This window comes from Gilliamella sp. Gris1-4, from assembly GCF_001690335.1.
In the GTDB taxonomy this organism is placed as follows: domain Bacteria; phylum Pseudomonadota; class Gammaproteobacteria; order Enterobacterales; family Orbaceae; genus Gilliamella; species Gilliamella apicola_P.
In genome coordinates this window covers 43,457-61,626 of sequence record NZ_LZHA01000079.1, presented here as the reverse complement: position 1 = coordinate 61,626, position 18,170 = coordinate 43,457, and the positions used below count along the sequence as shown (strand labels likewise).

Genomic DNA, 18,170 nt, shown 5'->3' with positions numbered 1-18,170 from the left:
ACTAGGCGGTTTATATGACAACATCTGAATCACAAGAAAACCCTTATCCCAGTAGTAATTTAAAGAAAAACCTAAAAAATCGTCATTTATTGATGATTTCATTAGGTGGATCAATTGGTACTGGATTATTTATTGGTATTGCAGCTCCACTTAGCACAGTTGGTCCATTAGGAACAATTATTGCTTATTTAATGGCAGGAAGCATAATGCTTTCAACTATGTTATGTTTAGGTGAACTTTCTTGTGCATTTCCTCATGCAGGTTCATTTCAACACTATGCGTTGATGTTTATACCCAATCCGATTTGGAGTTATACCATCGGTTGGTTGTATTGGCTTAGTTGGGTACTATCTATGGCGGCAGATTTAACCGCTGCTTCAATGATTGCTCACCAAACCTTCCCTTCGATTCCTATTTATCTTTTTAGTCTATTAATTCTAATTGTTCTTACTTCAGTGCATTTAACCTCTGTTCGTGCATTTGGAGAAAGTGAGTATTGGTTTTCAACTATTAAGGTTCTTGCGATTATTGCATTTATTGGGGTGGGGATTTATTTACTTAACCACCAATATAGCGAAACGCATATCTTACCAACATTTAAAACCGAAAAAGGGTGGTTTCCTAATGGTTTTTTAGCCATATTTGTTTGTATGACTATCGTGACCTATTCCTTTCAGGGCGTCGAATTAATTGGTAGTGCAGCTGGTGAGGCGCAATCTCCACAGTCTGTGTTACCCAAAATTATTACTGGTGTTGCTTTTCGCATTATTCTATTTTATGTTCTGGCTATTGCTGTTTTAGCCCTTGTTTATCCATATGGAACGGTTCATTCTGAAATTAGCCCATTTGTGTGGGTATTTAATAAAGCAGGAATTTCAATAGCTTCGTATTTAATGCTTTTTGTTATTTTTTGTGCGGCAATATCGGCGGCTAATTCTGCAATTTATGCCAGTTCAAGAATGCTGTGGTCTATGGCTCAAGATAAACTCGCACCTCAATATTTTTCAGACGTAAATAAGCGTGGAGTGCCCACAAAAGGTATTTTATTTATTGCTATTATTGCGCTAGTTTCACTATTTTCGAAATATATTGCCGCTGAAAAATTGTATATTTATTTAGTAGCGGGAACAGGGCAAGTGGGATGTTTTGCATGGATTATTATTGCTTGGTGTCAATATCAGTTCCGTAAGGGAGTAAATAACGGTAAATATCCCAAAGAGATGGTAAAGTTCAAATCGCCATTATTTCCTTGGCTGGCAGGGGTTTCTATTATTGTTAATATTGTGATTATTATTGGTGTTTGGTTTGGGGAGTCAGGGCATTTTATTTTATTATCAGAAGTTGTTTTAGTAATAATTATTTTGGTTTCTTACTTTTTCTATAAGAAACGAAATTCTTTAATAATAAAAACGTTAGATTAATTTTATTGACCTATTAATTTGTTTGTAATCACCTAATAAATCGGTTTAGGTGATTACATTTAATTTTTAAAATCAGATTATTAATGTTTTTACTATTTGTGATTTATCTTTATTTTAAGGCACTAAGTTAAGTGCGTTTGCTTGGTATAATCTTGATGAAATCCTTTCTGATACAAGTTATTTTAGAAAAGCTGATACACCCGTAAAAACGACTTGCGCAGCAATAGCTGATATTAGCAACCCAGTTAGTTTTGATAAGATAGCAATACCTGTGTTTTTTAATACTTTAGCAATACTTTTTGCACATAATAGCATTGCATAAATCCCTGAAGATGCAATGAATAAAGAAACAGCGCCAATCATATTGGCTGCAAAGCCTACGGAGCTTGTTCCCATAACAATGATAGTACCAATGGAAGCGGGTCCCATACAAAGTGGAATTGCAAGGGGTACAACACTGATATCGTCATCACTGTTAATTTTGTTCTTTTCTGGAGAATCATTCATTAGTGACACTGCAGTGATAAATAGCAACGCTCCAGAACCAATTCGGAATGCATCAAGAGTAAAACCAAAGACACTAAACATGGTATTACCAAAAAAGAATAGCACTATACCGATGATAAATACGGCACAGGATGTTTTGAGTGCTGTTTTGCGTCTAAGCTGTTCGTCGTATTGTTTTGTGCCACTTAAAAATGCACTTAAAACAGCAGGAGGTGTCATTAATGCAAATAGTTTTACAGTTGTGGCAAGGATATTAACAAGATAGTCATCCATAGTGTTACCTTTCAAAGAATAACAATTAAATTCCCTTTAATTTTGTTAACATTATTAGTTGCTAGGGAATGATTTTTGTTAGATATAAAAACGGTCACCAAAAAGGTGACCATGTTTAATCTGATATTTTTAATTGGTTTTAGACAATTAAAGCAATAAAATTTATTTAAGGCGCTCTTTAATACGAGCTGCTTTACCACGAAGTTCGCGTAAGTAGTAAAGTTTAGCTTGACGTACTTGACCACGACGTTTCACAGTAATTGAATCAACAATTGGTGAGTGAGTTTGGAATACTCGTTCAACACCTTCACCATTCGAAATCTTACGTACGGTAAATGCAGAGTGCAAACCACGATTACGAATGCCAATAACAACACCTTCATAAGCTTGAAGACGTTTTTTGTTACCTTCAACAACCCATACTTTTACTTCAACCGTGTCACCAGGGCGAAAAGACGGGATGTCTTTTTTCATTTGTTCTTGTTCTAATTGCTGAATAATTGCATTTTTCATAATATTATCTCTTACTAGTTATACTGAAATATTAATTGCTTAGTTTGTCACTGTATTCTTGTTGGAATTCAGCGAGTAAACATTGCTCTTCATCAGTCAGAGCTAGATTTGCAAGAAGATCTTCTCTTCTTAACCAAGTTCGTCCTAGTGATTGTTTTAATCGCCAGCGACGAATCGCTTCATGGTGACCAGACATTAATACGTCAGGTACCGCCATTCCATCTAACACCTCAGGACGAGTATAGTGTGGACAGTCAAGTAAACCGTTAGCAAAAGAGTCTTCTTTTGCCGATGATTGGTGATTTAGCACTCCAGGAATAAACCTTGCTAATGCATCAATCATGGTCATCGCTGGTATTTCACCACCACTTAACACGTAGTCCCCAATTGACCATTCTTCGTCAATTTCGGTTTGAATAACGCGTTCATCTATACCTTCGTATCGTCCACAAATCAAAATTAAATTTTGATTTTGTGACAATTCGCAAACACCTTGTTGGTCTAATTTGCGCCCTTGTGGGGAAAGATAGATTACTTTTGTATTGTTACCTGCCACTGTTTTTGCCGCATGAATTGCATCTTTAAGTGGTTGAACCATCATTAACATGCCAGGACCACCACCATAAGGCCTATCATCGACAGTCTTATGCTTATCATGCGCAAAATCGCGAGGGTTCCAATACTCTACTGTTAACAGCCTGTTTTTAACGGCTCGACCAGTTACGCCATAACAGGTAATAGCTTGAAACATTTCGGGAAAAAGGCTAATTACGCCAATCCACATAGTTTTACCTTACCAATTAAAAAGCAGGATCCCAATCGACCACAATCATTTTTGTTGTTAAATCAACTTGTTTTATAAATTGATTATCAACAAAAGGGATTAAACGTTCTGTTGCTCCAAATGCATCTTTTAGATTTGCTTTAACCACTAATACATCGTTAGATCCGGTTTCCATCAAGTCAGTTACCAGTCCTAAATCATAGTTATTAATTGTTTTAACTCGGCAACCAATGAGATCCTTCCAATAAAAATCACCATTGCTAAGTGCTGGTAATTTTTCTGCATCAACAAACACTTCAATATTGGTTAATGCAATGGCTTGATCACGATCATCAATGCCTTTAAGTTTTACAATCATATCATGATTATGCGGTTTAAAGCTCTCTACAATTACCTCTTGCCATTGCCCAGCACGCTGGATATACCAAGGAGTGTAATCAAAAATGCTATCTGGGAATTCTGTAAACGAAAAAATTCTGAGCCATCCGCGAATGCCGTAGCTTGAACCAAGTTTACCAACAACAATAAGATTCTCAGTATTCATCATTACAGTGATTATCAATTACTAAATTAAGCAGCTTTTTGTGCTTGTTTAATTAGTGCATTAACACGATCAGAAACAGTTGCACCTAAACCAACCCAATGATTTACGCGATCAAGATCTAAACGTAATTCTTCTGCTTTACCTTGTGCAATTGGATTAAAAAAGCCAACGCGCTCAATAAAACGGCCATCACGTGGGTTACGGCTATCAGTGACAACTACTTGATAAAAAGGGCGCTTTTTAGAGCCACCACGAGCTAAACGAATAGTTACCATAACATCCTCTTAAATTAAAAAATAATCTTTTTTCTGCCCAACACGGACAAAATCAAAGCTCCAGAATTATACTCTTTCTAGCAAAAAGTGCAATGGCTGTTTGTTGATGATGCGGCGTTATATTGATTGACTTAAACTAACTTACAAAAGAGTGGATAAAAATGATACTAACTATAATTTATTTAATTTAACTGGAAATCGATAAATATAATAAAATAGTGATTTTTATTTTTTGTTCTTTTTGTGGAAAAAAGCTCTCTTTAAAACATCAAAAAAGCCCAGTGAGCGTACCATTTTTTGCCCGTCAACATAAACTCGAATGGCTTTTAATACCTTCTTGGGCTCTTTAGATGCAAAGGTGAATGTGCCATTTTTTTTTGTTTGTATAGAATAACGAGGGATCCATCTACCGCCTAATAATACAGAAGCAATCACATAATCAATTTCATTCCATGGTATTTGGATATATTTGCGTGGATCGTGTTGATGATAAAACTCGAAGGCTTTGTCACCAATTATTATATTGCCGTATTCAGATAAGCCTGTAAATGCGGTTGCTTTCATTGTAAAATCAATTTTAGTATTTAATGATTGAACCATCTACCCTATATCCATGCAAAGTTCGAATGATTAATGATACCTTTTCATCACATGGTGTGATGAAAAGGTTAATGTAATAGTAAATAGAAAGTTGGCGCTATTTTAAAATATCATACTTTCTAAATACATATAGGCATAGCTATATGTTTATAAAAGACCGATTACATGGCCAACAATACCGACTATAAATAATCCCAAAATAATTAGGATTGGTGATACTTTTTTACGAAGTAACCACATGCAAAAGAAAGTCAATAGTAAGGGGACAAGTCCAGGTATTAATTGATCTAAGTTATTTTGTAAGGTGGTTACCTTTTGTTGAGTCAGTGATAATCCGCTTTGCATTTGAATTAATGCTTGTTGAATGCCTTCAGCACCTGCTGGTAATGTATTCCAATCAATAAAAGCACCATTGTCTAGCTTGACAGTAGATACAACTGGTTGGAATTTAATTGATACCCATCTTTGTACTAAGGCTGCCAGTACAAACATCCCTAAAATAGAAGCTCCTTTAGTGATTTTTTGCAGTAATCCGCCTGATAAATTATCGGTTATTTTAGAGCCTGTACGGTAACCAAATTCTTGGGTATACCACATGAAACCCCAACGAATAATATTCCATAATAAGAAGAATAAAATTGGTCCCATAATATTACCGCTTAGTGCAAGTGAAGCGCCAAGAGCGCCGAGCATTGGACGTACGGTAAACCAGAATACAGGATCACCCACACCCGCTAATGGTCCCATCATCCCAACTTTTACCCCTTGAATTGCTACGTCATCAACAGCAGCTCCATTAGCCCGTTCTTCTTCAAGTGCAAGAGTTACCCCAAGCACTGGAGAAGCTAAATAAGGGTGAGTATTAAAAAATTCTAGGTGACGCTTAAGGGCAGCAGAGCGAGCCTCTTTGGTGGTATATAATTTTTTGATAGCTGGGATCATTGAATAGACCCATCCACCATTTTGCATACGTTCATAGTTCCAAGACCCTTGGAGGAAAGTTGAACGCCAAGCAACCGCTAAACGATCTTTTTTGTTTAATTGGATTCTATCAGTCATTTTCTTCTCCAAGTTTTTAGTAATCATTTAAAATATCATCAAGTGGATCACCTTTGCTACCACCATTGGATGAATTGCCACGTTCTGAAAGATTGAGGTAAATTAGTGCTAATGCTATACCTAAAGCACCAAGTGCAATCAGTGTTAATTGTGATATCGCGGCAACGACAAAACCAATAATGAAAAATGGCCATACTTCGCGGTTTGCCATCATATTGATTACCATCGCATAACCAACAGCAACAACCATTCCACCACCAATAGCCATTCCCGTTGTTAGCCATTCTGGCATTGCTTCTAGTGTACTTCTAACAACTTCAGCAGGAATAAAGAGTAACGCAGCAGCTGGGATTGCGATACGTAGACCTTGTAAACAGATACCTAAAATTTGTAACCATTCAATTTTTTGAATATTGCCTTCTTCCGCTGCAGTATCCATCATGTGTACTAATGGAACAGCAATAGTTCGTACAATCATGGTTAAGAATAGCCCTGCAACTGCAAGTGGAATAGCTACAGCTATAGCGGTAGATACGCCAGCTATACCTTGGCCGCCTAATACTAAAATAATTGATGAAGCAACCGATGCTAAAGCTGCATCAGGCGCTACTGCCGCCCCGATATTGGCCCAACCGAGTGCAATCATTTGCAACGAACCGCCCAATACAACACCAGCTTCTAAATTACCTGTTACAAGTCCAATTAAAGAACAAGCCACTAAAGGTTGGTGGAATTGAAACTGATCTAAAATACCTTCCATACCAGCTAGAAAGGCAATAACTATCACTAAAATGATAGCAATAATTGACAATGTCATAATATAACCCCTTAAATAAACTAATTCTTTTGTTGCGCCAATTCTTCTTTCGCTTTTTTCAATAATTCCTCCATATTACTGCTAGAGTCATTAGGTACTTTGCGAACATCAAATTTCACATTTTTTGTTTTTAATTTTTCAAATGTATCAACATCATCAGCATTCATTGACAGCACTTTATTAACCATAACCTTTCCTACGGAATGGGCCATTGAACCAATATTAAGTTCATTGATATCGACGCCGCCCTCTATGGTTCGTAGCACATCTTGTGGATTTTCAAATAGAAGTAGCGCTTTGGTATTACCAAAACGAGGATCGCGTGAAACTTCAATAATTTTTTTAACTGGAACTACATTTGCTTTTACACCAGGAGGCGCTGCTTCTTGGATGAGTTTTTTTCTTAATTCATCTTTTGCAACCGAGTCAGAAACAACAATAATCCGGTTCGGATTGGTTGATTTTGTCCATGCTGTCGCCACTTGCCCATGTAATAGGCGTGAGTCAACACGAGCTAACACAATTTTCATTTTACCATCTCCAAGTACTGTTCCTTCGGGGATAGTATTTGCGTTTTTAGTAGAAGCAGAAGATTGTATTGGTATTTCGACTGTTGTTCGAACACCTTCTTTGCTTGGTTCAATAATTGCGGTAGCAATTTCTTTCGCCGTTTCCATTGAGAAACGAGATGAATAGGCTTCAATTAACATTGGTAAATTTAAACCAGCAACAATAGCCCAATTACTATGTTCACCACATAAATTGTTAGCTTGATTAAATGGTGTTCCTCCCCATAAATCTACTAAAAACAGGACTTCTTCTTGATTAGCAAATGTCGCAATCGCTTCAAGCATTCGTTCTTTTAAACTTTCAGGACTATCACTTGGGTGCAAGGTAACAGCTTTAACATTTTCTTGCTCTCCAAATATCATCGATCCTGATTGTAGAATACCTTCCGCAAACTCACCATGAGTTGCTAGGATGATTCCAACCATATAACGACCTCCTAATTTTTTATATTAATTGCATAATATATAAAATAAAAATATCTAGTTATTTTACAGAAAAAAATAAGTTAAAAATTATGTGAGCATCACATTTTAATAAAAAACTTAATTTTTTATTGTTTATTAAAGTAAATTTAGTCTATCTTACAGTGTTTGACGAATAAAACCATTTTCTTTTTTTAGTCTCACTCTGGCTTGCTCTGCATTTAAACCTGAAAGAATCATCAAAATAGCAGTTTTACAATGCTTATTACTTTCGGTTAATGCGGTAATGGCTTTTTCTCGAGTGCAATCGGTAGCCTGCATAACAATGGATATTTGCCGTTCAACAAGTTTGGCGTTGGTAGCTTGTACGTCAACCATCAAATTACTATAGACTTTGCCGATTTTTATCATGCTGGCAGTGGTTAACATGTTGAGGACTAATTTTTGTGCTGTGCCCGCTTTCATTCTGGATGAGCCAGTAATTACTTCTGCACCAACGATTGGTGTAATAGAAATATTGGCTAAATTAATCATTGGAGCTAATGGGTTACAGCATAAGCTAATCACTGTTGCTCCAATTGATTTAGCATATTGCATAGCACCTATTACATAAGGTGTGCGCCCACTAGCGGCAATGCCAACTAAAACGTCATTTGAGCTAAAATTAATGTTTTTTAAGTCAGTAATTGCCAATTCTGGGTTATCCTCGGCGTTTTCAACCGCCTTAAAAATGGCTGTTTTGCCTCCAGCAATTAAGCCAATAACTTGTTCTGGTGAAGTGCCATAAGTTGGTGGACATTCACTTGCATCTAAAATACCTAGTCGTCCTGAAGTGCCAGCACCTATATAGATTAGTCTACCTTGATTTGAAAATGCTAAACTAATCACATCAACGGCTTTTGCGATATTGGGTAACTCTTTTTCAATAGCCAATGCGACTTTTTTATCTTCATTATTGATGATTTGTAGCATTTCTAATGTTGAACAGTTATCTATCTTTTCGCTATTAGGGTTACGACTTTCTGTTAGCATTGCTGATAGATTAATGTGATTCATTATTTTTTAACCCTAACCATAATAAAAATATAACTAAAGCAAATAAGCCCCCAAAACCGACACCGATAGCAGTAATCGATAAATTTAAAGCAACGGCTAACGTATAAAGCCCTAACATTATCATCATCGCTGAGTATTCACTTAGGTTTTGTACCGAAATAACACTGCCAGCACCGACCAAATCTTTCCCCATTTTTTGAATAAAAGCATTTAATGGTACTAAAAAGAAGCCGCCTAATGCTCCGATAACAATGAGTAAAATATAAGACGAAATTATGTTGCTTTGCAAAGTGAAGGCAATTACCGCTATGCCCATCATTATACCAGCAGGAATACAACGTAAAGTGTTGTTAATTGAAATAAATGTACTAGCTAGGCCTGCACCAATAACAATGCCGATAGCAACTATTGCATTAAGGTTTGTTGGTGTTGCGTTGTCATGAATATTTAAGATAGCAGGAACCCAACTGATTAAAAGAAAACGTAAAGTAATACCTGCTCCCCAAAATAAACTGGTACCCAATAGTGTAAATAAAACACGTTTATTATTGCATATGATTTCTAATGTATTAGTAAAATTGTTTACCATATTGATAAATTGCCATGAAATATTTTGCCGTGCAGCAGGTAATTTAGGAATAAAAAAATTAGCAATAACAGCTAGCCCATACACTAACACGCACACAAGTAAGGAAGCGCTCACATTAAGATCGGCAATATGACCACCAGCTAGCGAACCAAGTAAAATGGCGGCAATGGTTGATGCTTCTATTAACCCATTTGCTTTAACTAAATTATCACCTGTAGTTAGTTCGCCTAAAATTCCATATTTAGCGGGAGAGTAGGCCGCAGCACCTATACCAACTAAAAAGTAACCAACAAAAGGACTTATATTTAAACAAATACAACCTGCACCTAATAATTTGATGCTATTTGAAATCATCATTGCTTTGCCTTTTGACATGCTGTCAGCAAATTGCCCCACAAAAGGTGAAAGTATGATAAACGGTGCGACAAAACTAATTTGTAATACCGATTGGCTCCATGTTGGATAATGTAAATTCTTAATGAAAGCTAAAATAGCAAAAAAGATTGCATTATCAGCAAATGCTGAAAAAAACTGCGCAAGCATGGTTGCAACCATGCCTTTGCTTAATAGAGAATGTTGTTTCATGTCACATCCTTTAGTTTATTCATCAGCCATTTTTCGTAAAGTAATAAAATCAATTTTCCCCGTACCTAGTAGCGGTAACTCTTTTACTATACGAATATCACGAGGAATAGCTAGTGCTGGAATGCCCAATTCTTGAGATGCCTGATTAAGTTGCTCTCGATTTAATTTTGTTGAGGTAGTAAATAAGACAATTGCTTCCCCTTTAGCTGCATCGGCTTTAACTGTTGCACCGTGCATTGCATCAGAGTCAACTTTTTTTGCTAAGGATTCAACACTTTCTAATGAAACCATTTCACCGGCGATTTTGGCAAATCGTTTCAAGCGTCCTTTAATTGTCAAAAAACCCTCACTATCAATAGCAACGATATCACCGGTATCATACCAACCTTTTTCGGCTTGTCCATTTTCATCAACTGCTACTGGTTCTTCAAGTTTGCCCGGATTTTCCACCCGTAAATAACCTTTCATCACATTAGGTCCTTTGACTTGCAATTGGCCTCCATCGCTAATGCCCGGCATGTGAATTAATCTTGATACCATGCCTGGAAGTAATCGCCCTACAGTCCCAGCTTTAAATGCCATAGGAACATTAAGGGCTACAACAGGTGCACACTCGGTAACGCCATAACCTTCTAAAATACGAATACCATATTTATCTTTCCATTGTTCTCGTACTGCATCTGATAATTTTTCGGCACCTGCAACAACATAGCGTAAACGCATAAAATCATATGGGTGCGCATAACGGGCATAGTTTGCCAAGAAAGTTGGCGTACCAAATAAAACCGTACAATTTTGGTCATAAATAATTTCAGGGACCATACGGTAATGTAATGGATTTGGATATAAAAATGTACGGCTACCTGAAAATAGCGGTAAAAATAATCCTGCTGTAATACCAAAAGCATGGAATAATGGTAGAGCCGACATGAAGCGATCTGCAGGGGTTGGATCTATAACCGTTCGAATTTGTTCAACATTAGCAAGTAGGCTTCCATGACTATGAGCAACACCTTTAGGGTTTCCCTCTGAACCAGAGGTAAACAGTACTAGTGCTTCGTCATCGCTTGATTGTTGGTATTTAATTAAGCGTGGAATATATTGATGCACTGCAACATAAAGCTTATCTTTTAAAGTTAAGTTTTTACGCAAATCTTCAAGAAAACACCACTTAACGTCTTTGATTTCTTCAAGTAGATAATCAAGTTTACCTTTTCTAATAAATTTGCGTGAAGTAATAATCGTTTTGATTTCAGCAGCAGTAATGGCACAGTTTAAGCCTTTTGTTCCCGCAGTATAGTTAAGCATTGCTGGAGTTCGATTTTTTACTGACAAACCAAAAATAGTTGCAACAGTAATAGTTGCATTGGGTAATAAAACACCTACTCGCTCTTTATTTTTAGTAATTTTGGCAATAATACAACTAACACCTATAATTTGTTTTAATAAATTGCGATAAGATGCTTCGTTAGTTGTAGGATCTTGTACCATTCTTGATTTCACGCCATAGCGAACTTGTGCTTCTAATAATGCTTCAAACAGCGTTAATTTTGGACGACTTGCCATGCGTGCATTCATCATAATTTGATGAAGTTTTTCACCTGCAATATAACGCCTTTCACTAGCTTTAGGCGCATCGGGCATCGGAATAGATGTAGGGTTAAGTACATGAATGGTTATTTTAGGGAATAAACGACGTTTAAATAAACCTTTTAAACGACTAGTTAAAGTAAATTCAGCACCTTCGATCCACACTGGTACAATGGTGGCTTGAGAGCGAGCAGCAACAAAAGCAGCACCATCATAAATTTTCATTAATGAGCCAGTTATAGTAATTCTTCCTTCAGGGAATATGACTATCGGGCGGCCTTTTTCAACTTCGCGAACTAATCGCTTTATTGCCATTGGACTAAGTGGATCCATTGGAACAAAATCAACATAGCGCTTTGCTAAGCGAACTAACCAGTGATTAATATAACCCGAATAAATAGCAAAGACCGGTCTTACGGGTAAAAATACGCCGATTAGAATACCATCAAGGAACGATACATGGTTAGGTGTAATAAGAAGTCTATCTTGTTTTAAATTTTCTAAATCGCCATTAATTCTTACATGGAATAGGATCTTTAAGAAAAATTTTAATATTTTAAATAGCATCTGATTTCTCAAATATCGTGCAATATTACACGCTGTAATAATAGTGAAAATATAGAAGATATACAAGAACTGCGATTTTTGTTATATAAAACAGTTTTTTATGGTTTAATTAATAATAAATCTTGATCTAAAAAATAGATAATAGATACTAAAGTTCAAAAAATATAGAAAATCAATAAGGAATAAAAATGCTTATTTTAACGGCCAATGATATTGAAAGATTTTATACAATGAAAGATGCAATAGCTGCAGATAAACAAGCTTTGAAAATCTATAGCCAAGGAAACAGTGATGTGCCGTTACGAATAAATTTTGATATGCAAAAGGGACAATGTTTGTTTATGCCCGCACATATTAATGGTAGCGATATTGTGGGTATAAAAATTGTTTCAGTATTTCCTGAAAATCCTAAATTGGGTAAACCATCAGTACCAGCTCAAATTTTAATGTTAGATCCGCAAACAGGTGAAGTCTGTGCTATGCTAGATGGCACTTTTGTCACTCAGCTTCGTACGGGAGCAGTTCAAGGTGCAGCAACCGATTTGCTAGCGCGTAAAAATGCTAGTCGATCAGTGTTGATAGGTACTGGTGGGCAAGCTGTATCTCAATTAGAGGCAATGTTAACTGTTCGTTCACTTACTGATGTCGCTATTTTTGATATTGATACACAAAAAGCGGAACAATTTACAGAAGAGATGAAGCATCGTTTCGCTCATTTTTCTACTAATCTTTATTTTTCAAAAAATTTAGATGAAGACATTAGCCAAGCAGATATCATTACTTCGGTTACAACGTCAAACGTTGTGACATTTAATGGCGAAAAAGTAAAACCTGGCACGCATGTTAATGGAGTGGGTGCTTATACGCCAGAAATGCATGAAATTCCTGAATGTGTAGTTGAAAAGGCTAATATTCGGGTAGTTGATACTAAAGAAGGCGTATTTGCTGAAGCAGGTGATATTATTGATCCAATTAAACAAAAATTGGTATCAGAAGATGAATTTTTAGAGCTAGGAGATTTAGTGATAGACCCAAACCAATGCCGTCTAAATGATCAGCAAATTACGTTGTTTAAAACTGTTGGTACAGCCGTATTAGACGTGTATATTGGCTATGATATCTATCTTAAAGCAAAAGAAAAAGGAATTGGTACGTTTTTGTAATACTTAGATATCAAGTTCGTATGATTTTTTGTCAAAAAGTTTTTGATAAATAGGTGTTTGAGTGTAAAAACTAGCTTTTTAATTCTTCTTTTTGTGAACGTCTAAGTAAAGCCATCGCTGCTTGTTTTGGGTCTTTATGCTCATAAAGGACTTGATAAATTTGTTCAGTGATTGGCATATCTACATGATATTTTTGGGCTAATAACCAGACTTCTTTTGTATTGTTGCGCCCTTCAACAACTTGGCCAATAGCATCTTGAGCTTCTTGAATGGATTTATTTTGGCCAAGTAACATTCCAAAACGGCGATTGCGGGATTGATCATCGGTACAAGTTAAAACCAAATCACCTAGTCCTGCCATTCCCATAAAGGTTGCTGGATCTGCACCTAACACTGCACCTAAACGCATCATTTCAGCAAGTCCACGTGTAATTAATGCTGTTCTGGCATTGGCTCCAAAGCCAAGACCATCAGATAATCCAGCACCAATAGCGATAACATTTTTGATTGCACCACCAAGTTGTACTCCAATAAAATCTGTGCTGCTATAGACACGGAAGCTTTTGCTACAATGAAACAAAGTTTGCAGTTGATTCAAAAAATGCTCATCAGTTGACGCTACAGTTACCGCTGTTGGTAATCCAGATGCGACTTCTTTAGCAAAAGTTGGGCCAGAAATGACCGCTAATGGAATCTTATCACCCAAAATATCTTTCGCAACATCTTGTAATAATCGACCAGTATCAACTTCAAGGCCTTTTGTAGCCCAGACAATTTTTGTATCTTGGTTTAAAAAAGGTTTAATTTGAGTCAAAATGCAAGCAAAAGCGTGACTTGGTACTACAATAAGTAAAATTGGTGCTGCTGAAACTGCCGTTTTTAAATCAGTTTCAATTTGTAACAGATCTGGGAAAGGAATATTCGGTAGAAACTGTTTATTTTGCCTATCATGCTGCAAAATGGTCATTTTATCAGGATTGTGCCCCCATAATAAAGTTGAGTGACCATTTCTTGCCAGTAAAATAGCTAAAGAGGTTCCATAAGATCCAGCCCCAATTACTGTTACTGCAGCATCTTTTTTCATAATCATCTAATAAATTTATTATCAGTTAATTGCAATACAATGACTATTGTAGTGTTTCTTTTGATTCAGCTTCAGCTTGTTGTTGCTGAATATAGTTCATAAATAATGCTTCAAAATTTACTGGTTCTAAATTCACTTGTGGGAATGTACCTTTATTCACTAAACTTGAAATTACTTCACGAGCATAAGGGAACAAAATATTTGGGCAATAAGCACCAACACAATGTTGAATTTGGCCTTCATCAAATCCGACAAGTGAGAAAATACCAGCTTGAGTAACTTCACAGATATATACAACTTCGTTTTGTTGTTTTACTGTTACAGTGACACGAAGTGCAACTTCATATACATTTTCGCTTAAAACTTGCGAAGATGAATTTAATTCAAGATTCAACTCTGGTTGCCATTGTTTAGTAAAAATTTCTGGAACATTGTTAGTTTCAAATGAAACATCTTTAGTATAAATACGTTGAATAGCAAACTGTGTTTCTGGTTGTTGTGTATTGTTTTGTTCTGTCATGATAACACCTTATTTTTTATAATATTATTTTCTAACTAATGGTAAATTCTCGCCGTTCCATCCAGCGATGCCGTCTTTTAATACAAAGACATTTGAAAAACCTTGTTTGACAAGTATTTCACCTATACCTGTTGATGATAAACCATTTTCATCAATTAAAATCACAATGTTTTCTTTAAACTTTTCAATTGTTTTTGCACTTGCATTTTTAATATCGATAGGCAGAATATTGTGAGAATCTGTTATATGCCCTTTTTTAAAGCTATCAGCAGTGCGAATATCAATAATAACTGCTTCTTGTTTATTAACCATATGGATTGCTTGGGCATTATTGATAACTTTAACTTTAGATAGTTTGCCTTTAATGGTTAGTACAATGATTGCAATAAACAGTACAATCCAACCTAGGGACAGTAAAAGATGATTTTTTACAAAAGGTAGAATTTCGAGTGTTATAAAGTCCATACTTGTATGATTACCTAGTCATTTCAATATTAAGGTGAGATTATAACGATATTATGCACTGAAATACAGCACCAATAAGAAAATCTTGCAATTTTATAAATAATATTTATTTAATTTTAAGGAATTGACTAATGAAATTGAAACGACTTATCTTTTTGGTGTGTGTCTTATTTTCCATTATTCCTCAGGCATTTGCTGATGATTATTATGAATCTAATAAATTTGATACTCAAACTATTGAAGCCAAATCTTTATTAGCTAATTATTATTTAGAAAAAGGTAACTATCATCAAGCCTATGCTGAATATACAAAATTGATGAAAAGAGATCTTAGTTTTACAAAAAGATTTCACACACAAAATACTCTTGCTTGGTTAATAATAAATGGATATGGCACTAAGCAAGATGTATTTAAGGCAATTGATCTTTATTATGATTCTTATCGTGATTTTAATCGATTTAATCATGATTTGATGATTAGCGAGGCGAATGCAGCACTGTATATTAATCAACAAGAAAAATTGTGGAATTTAATGTTTATTGATATTGTTTCAAATAGCCATTATGTTTCAGAAAAGCTAAAGTCAGACTTATTTGCAACTTTATTTCCTAATAATCCAAATGCATTAACTCAATTTAATAAACAAATTTCTGAGTTAAAGAGAACAAAACTTCGTGACGTAAAAATCAAACATTCAGAATATTTCCCGCATTATGACTATGATCCTGATTTAACTTGTCGCGATTTTTTACGTGAATTTGATGCAGATGCGCCCGATTTCTTTAAATATAATGATTGTATACAAAATGACAAAGGACAAGGAAAACCTCTTAAAGTTATTTATAAAATTGAAGGTAAATATGCAAAACAAGCACATCAGTATTTAGCTAACACCATGGGAATAGGTGAACTTAAATTAATTTGCTGTTATTGGAGTACGGATGTTTATCCTTCTACATCTTTTGTAAATCCTAAAGATCATATGCTGTATCACGTGGTGTTTAGTTCAGAAGAAACGATTGAGCATGACTGGAATAAAATAACTTTTCATTTGAGCATTGAAGCACTGCGAGAAGATATATAGAGCATAAAAATTGGGTTTAATTTTTTATATGACTATTTCGGTGCGCTATTTTGGTGCTTGTTGCTTTATTTTGGTGCAATTGTGATATTTATGTTACTATGGCTGCTTGTAAAGCCACTAAAAAAATAGAGTTTAAAAATTGGCATCATATTTGCATATTATCTAATAATTTGGCAACAACGCCTTTTAAACTGAACAATTATTATTTGTCCTTAATGGAGAAGCTACATGTCTATACAAAAAGTTTTAAAATTGATTAAAGAAAATGATGTAAAATTTGTTGATTTACGTTTTACTGATACTAAAGGTAAAGAGCAACATGTGACAATCCCTGTTAATCAAATTGATGATGATTTCTTTGAAGAAGGTAAAATGTTTGATGGTTCGTCTATTGCAGGTTGGAAAGGTATTAATGAATCAGATATGGTATTAATGCCAGATGCATCAAGTGCTGTTATCGATCCTTTTTTTGAAGATGTGACATTAAATCTCCGTTGTGATGTTTTAGAGCCTGCAACATTACAAGGATATGATCGTGACCCACGTTCAATTGCTAAACGTGCCGAAGAATTCCTAAAATCATCAGGTATTGCTGATACTGTTATTTTCGGTCCTGAACCAGAATTTTTCTTATTTGATGATATTCGTTTTGGTTCGCCAATGTCAGGTAGCTTTGTACATATCGATGATATTGAAGCAGCTTGGAACTCAGGTACTAAATATGAAGAAGGTAATAAAGGCCATCGACCAGGGGTAAAAGGTGGTTACTTCCCACTTCCTCCGGTTGATTCATCACAAGATATCCGTTCTGAAATGTGCTTAATTATGGAGCAACTTGGCTTAGTGGTTGAAGCTCACCATCATGAAGTTGCAACAGCAGGTCAAAATGAAATTGCCTGTCGTTTTAATACGTTAACTAAAAAAGCAGATGAAGTACAAATTTATAAATATGTTGTACAAAATGTGGCACATGCATATGGTAAAACTGCGACATTTATGCCAAAACCAATATTTGGTGATAATGGTTCTGGTATGCACTGTCACCAATCATTGGCAAAAGATGGCGTAAATTTATTTGCTGGTGATAAATATGCGGGTCTTTCTGAAATGGCATTATTCTATATTGGCGGTATTATTAAACATGCGAAAGCAATTAATGCATTTACAAACCCTGCAACTAATTCTTATAAACGTCTTGTCCCGGGATATGAAGCTCCAGTTATGCTTGCTTACTCGGCTCGTAACCGTTCAGCATCAATCCGTATTCCAGTCGTGACTAGCCCTAAAGCTCGCCGTATTGAAGTTCGCTTCCCAGATCCAGCAGGTAATCCATACTTATCTTTTTCTGCGCAGTTAATGGCTGGTTTAGATGGTATTATCAATAAAATTCACCCTGGTGATGCAATGGATAAAAACTTATATGACTTACCACCAGAAGAGTCTAAATTAATTCCTCAAGTTGCGGGTTCACTTGAAGAAGCACTTAATGCATTAGATGCAGATCGTGAATTTTTAACACGTGGTAACGTATTTACTAACGATACTATTGATGCATACATTGATTTAAAACGTCAAGACGTTGATCGTGTACGTATGACACCACACCCAGTTGAGTTTGAAATGTACTATAGTCTATAAGCTATATAGTAATTTAACCTATTAAACCTATTAAACCACCGTT

At 35.6% G+C, this 18,170-nt stretch carries 18 protein-coding genes and 2 pseudogenes; 4 read left to right on the top strand and 16 right to left on the bottom strand.

Features of this window, described 5'->3' with window-relative positions:
* Nucleotides 1–14 precede the first annotated feature (14 nt).
* Nucleotides 15–1,421 carry an amino acid permease gene (locus tag A9G31_RS09830; RefSeq protein WP_065561485.1) on the top strand — a complete coding sequence of 469 codons (1,407 nt, stop codon included), beginning with the start codon at nt 15–17 and terminating at the stop codon, nt 1,419–1,421.
* Between the two features lie 177 nt (nt 1,422–1,598).
* On the opposite strand, the gene A9G31_RS09825 is transcribed toward A9G31_RS09830, so the two are convergent.
* From A9G31_RS09825 to aas, 13 genes and pseudogenes are all read right to left on the bottom strand, one after another.
* Nucleotides 1,599–2,201 carry a MarC family protein gene (locus tag A9G31_RS09825; RefSeq protein WP_065561484.1) on the bottom strand — a complete coding sequence of 201 codons (603 nt, stop codon included), beginning with the start codon at nt 2,199–2,201 and terminating at the stop codon, nt 1,599–1,601.
* 162 nt (nt 2,202–2,363) lie between these two features.
* A complete protein-coding gene (gene rplS / locus A9G31_RS09820) occupies nt 2,364–2,714 on the bottom strand; it encodes a 50S ribosomal protein L19 (RefSeq protein WP_065561483.1) in 351 nt (116 codons plus the stop codon).
* A gap of 31 nt (nt 2,715–2,745) precedes the next feature.
* Nucleotides 2,746–3,498 carry a tRNA (guanosine(37)-N1)-methyltransferase TrmD gene (gene trmD / locus A9G31_RS09815; protein WP_065561482.1) on the bottom strand — a complete coding sequence of 251 codons (753 nt, stop codon included), beginning with the start codon at nt 3,496–3,498 and terminating at the stop codon, nt 2,746–2,748.
* A gap of 16 nt (nt 3,499–3,514) precedes the next feature.
* Nucleotides 3,515–4,045, bottom strand: a complete 531-nt coding sequence (gene rimM, locus A9G31_RS09810; protein WP_065561481.1) for a ribosome maturation factor RimM — start codon at nt 4,043–4,045, stop codon at nt 3,515–3,517.
* A 23-nt stretch (nt 4,046–4,068) separates the two neighbouring features.
* On the bottom strand, nt 4,069–4,317 hold the full coding sequence (gene rpsP, locus A9G31_RS09805) for a 30S ribosomal protein S16 (protein ID WP_034900786.1): 249 nt from the start codon (nt 4,315–4,317) through the stop codon (nt 4,069–4,071).
* 225 nt (nt 4,318–4,542) lie between these two features.
* Complete coding sequence (locus A9G31_RS09800) at nt 4,543–4,917, bottom strand: DUF956 family protein (protein ID WP_065561480.1); 375 nt, start codon at nt 4,915–4,917, stop codon at nt 4,543–4,545.
* A 147-nt stretch (nt 4,918–5,064) separates the two neighbouring features.
* On the bottom strand, nt 5,065–5,976 hold the full coding sequence (locus A9G31_RS09795; RefSeq protein ID WP_034946776.1) for a PTS system mannose/fructose/sorbose family transporter subunit IID: 912 nt from the start codon (nt 5,974–5,976) through the stop codon (nt 5,065–5,067).
* Nucleotides 5,977–5,992: 16 nt separating this feature from the next.
* Entirely contained in the window at nt 5,993–6,787 is a 795-nt protein-coding gene (locus A9G31_RS09790) for a PTS mannose/fructose/sorbose transporter subunit IIC (RefSeq protein ID WP_065561495.1), read from the bottom strand.
* Between the two features lie 26 nt (nt 6,788–6,813).
* Nucleotides 6,814–7,347 (bottom strand): annotated as a pseudogene (locus tag A9G31_RS12270) (PTS system mannose/fructose/N-acetylgalactosamine-transporter subunit IIB); the annotation flags it as partial.
* Nucleotides 7,348–7,406: 59 nt separating this feature from the next.
* A pseudogene (locus tag A9G31_RS12265) lies at nt 7,407–7,788 on the bottom strand (PTS sugar transporter subunit IIA); the annotation flags it as partial.
* Nucleotides 7,789–7,944: 156 nt separating this feature from the next.
* Nucleotides 7,945–8,841, bottom strand: a complete 897-nt coding sequence (gene murQ, locus A9G31_RS09780; protein ID WP_065561478.1) for an N-acetylmuramic acid 6-phosphate etherase — start codon at nt 8,839–8,841, stop codon at nt 7,945–7,947.
* The gene (lplT, locus tag A9G31_RS09775) at nt 8,828–10,015 is read right to left on the bottom strand and encodes a lysophospholipid transporter LplT (protein ID WP_065561477.1); all 1,188 of its coding nucleotides are present in this window, start codon (nt 10,013–10,015) and stop codon (nt 8,828–8,830) included. Before lplT ends, murQ begins: the two co-directional genes overlap by 14 nt.
* Nucleotides 10,016–10,030: 15 nt before the next feature.
* Nucleotides 10,031–12,172: a bifunctional acyl-ACP--phospholipid O-acyltransferase/long-chain-fatty-acid--ACP ligase gene (gene aas, locus A9G31_RS09770; RefSeq protein WP_065561476.1), complete on the bottom strand. Its 2,142-nt coding sequence runs from the start codon at nt 12,170–12,172 to the stop codon at nt 10,031–10,033.
* A 188-nt stretch (nt 12,173–12,360) separates the two neighbouring features.
* Here aas and A9G31_RS09765 point away from each other — a divergent pair, with 188 nt between their 5' ends.
* Nucleotides 12,361–13,335, top strand: coding sequence for an ornithine cyclodeaminase family protein (locus tag A9G31_RS09765; protein WP_065561475.1), 975 nt, complete (start codon nt 12,361–12,363; stop codon nt 13,333–13,335).
* 70 nt (nt 13,336–13,405) lie between these two features.
* On the opposite strand, the gene gpsA is transcribed toward A9G31_RS09765, so the two are convergent.
* From gpsA to A9G31_RS09750, 3 genes are read right to left on the bottom strand one after another with little or no spacing between them, the layout of a single operon-like run.
* On the bottom strand, nt 13,406–14,422 hold the full coding sequence (gene gpsA / locus A9G31_RS09760; RefSeq protein ID WP_442902673.1) for an NAD(P)H-dependent glycerol-3-phosphate dehydrogenase: 1,017 nt from the start codon (nt 14,420–14,422) through the stop codon (nt 13,406–13,408).
* A 40-nt stretch (nt 14,423–14,462) separates the two neighbouring features.
* Nucleotides 14,463–14,939: a protein-export chaperone SecB gene (secB, locus tag A9G31_RS09755; protein ID WP_065561473.1), complete on the bottom strand. Its 477-nt coding sequence runs from the start codon at nt 14,937–14,939 to the stop codon at nt 14,463–14,465.
* 24 nt (nt 14,940–14,963) lie between these two features.
* Nucleotides 14,964–15,404 carry a rhodanese-like domain-containing protein gene (locus A9G31_RS09750; RefSeq protein WP_065561472.1) on the bottom strand — a complete coding sequence of 147 codons (441 nt, stop codon included), beginning with the start codon at nt 15,402–15,404 and terminating at the stop codon, nt 14,964–14,966.
* A 131-nt stretch (nt 15,405–15,535) separates the two neighbouring features.
* Between A9G31_RS09750 and A9G31_RS09745 the strand changes: the two genes are divergently transcribed.
* Nucleotides 15,536–16,489, top strand: coding sequence for a DUF4952 domain-containing protein (locus A9G31_RS09745; RefSeq protein WP_065561471.1), 954 nt, complete (start codon nt 15,536–15,538; stop codon nt 16,487–16,489).
* 228 nt (nt 16,490–16,717) lie between these two features.
* The gene (gene glnA / locus A9G31_RS09735; RefSeq protein ID WP_065561469.1) at nt 16,718–18,127 is read left to right on the top strand and encodes a glutamate--ammonia ligase; all 1,410 of its coding nucleotides are present in this window, start codon (nt 16,718–16,720) and stop codon (nt 18,125–18,127) included.
* Nucleotides 18,128–18,170: the final 43 nt, after the last annotated feature.

What these genes read in the sequence shown, in the direction of transcription:
- trmD (WP_065561482.1), bottom strand. Translation starts at nt 3,498, where the DNA reads ATGTGGATTGGCGTAATTAGCCTTTTTCCCGAAATGTTTCAAGCTATT.
- glnA (WP_065561469.1), top strand. Translation starts at nt 16,718, where the DNA reads ATGTCTATACAAAAAGTTTTAAAATTGATTAAAGAAAATGATGTAAAA.
- A9G31_RS09830 (WP_065561485.1), top strand. Translation starts at nt 15, where the DNA reads ATGACAACATCTGAATCACAAGAAAACCCTTATCCCAGTAGTAATTTA.
- rpsP (WP_034900786.1), bottom strand. Translation starts at nt 4,317, where the DNA reads ATGGTAACTATTCGTTTAGCTCGTGGTGGCTCTAAAAAGCGCCCTTTT.
- secB (WP_065561473.1), bottom strand. Translation starts at nt 14,939, where the DNA reads ATGACAGAACAAAACAATACACAACAACCAGAAACACAGTTTGCTATT.
- A9G31_RS09800 (WP_065561480.1), bottom strand. Translation starts at nt 4,917, where the DNA reads ATGGTTCAATCATTAAATACTAAAATTGATTTTACAATGAAAGCAACC.
- murQ (WP_065561478.1), bottom strand. Translation starts at nt 8,841, where the DNA reads ATGAATCACATTAATCTATCAGCAATGCTAACAGAAAGTCGTAACCCT.
- A9G31_RS09825 (WP_065561484.1), bottom strand. Translation starts at nt 2,201, where the DNA reads ATGGATGACTATCTTGTTAATATCCTTGCCACAACTGTAAAACTATTT.
- rimM (WP_065561481.1), bottom strand. Translation starts at nt 4,045, where the DNA reads ATGATGAATACTGAGAATCTTATTGTTGTTGGTAAACTTGGTTCAAGC.
- lplT (WP_065561477.1), bottom strand. Translation starts at nt 10,015, where the DNA reads ATGAAACAACATTCTCTATTAAGCAAAGGCATGGTTGCAACCATGCTT.
- A9G31_RS09795 (WP_034946776.1), bottom strand. Translation starts at nt 5,976, where the DNA reads ATGACTGATAGAATCCAATTAAACAAAAAAGATCGTTTAGCGGTTGCT.
- aas (WP_065561476.1), bottom strand. Translation starts at nt 12,172, where the DNA reads ATGCTATTTAAAATATTAAAATTTTTCTTAAAGATCCTATTCCATGTA.
- A9G31_RS09750 (WP_065561472.1), bottom strand. Translation starts at nt 15,404, where the DNA reads ATGGACTTTATAACACTCGAAATTCTACCTTTTGTAAAAAATCATCTT.
- A9G31_RS09745 (WP_065561471.1), top strand. Translation starts at nt 15,536, where the DNA reads ATGAAATTGAAACGACTTATCTTTTTGGTGTGTGTCTTATTTTCCATT.
- rplS (WP_065561483.1), bottom strand. Translation starts at nt 2,714, where the DNA reads ATGAAAAATGCAATTATTCAGCAATTAGAACAAGAACAAATGAAAAAA.
- A9G31_RS09765 (WP_065561475.1), top strand. Translation starts at nt 12,361, where the DNA reads ATGCTTATTTTAACGGCCAATGATATTGAAAGATTTTATACAATGAAA.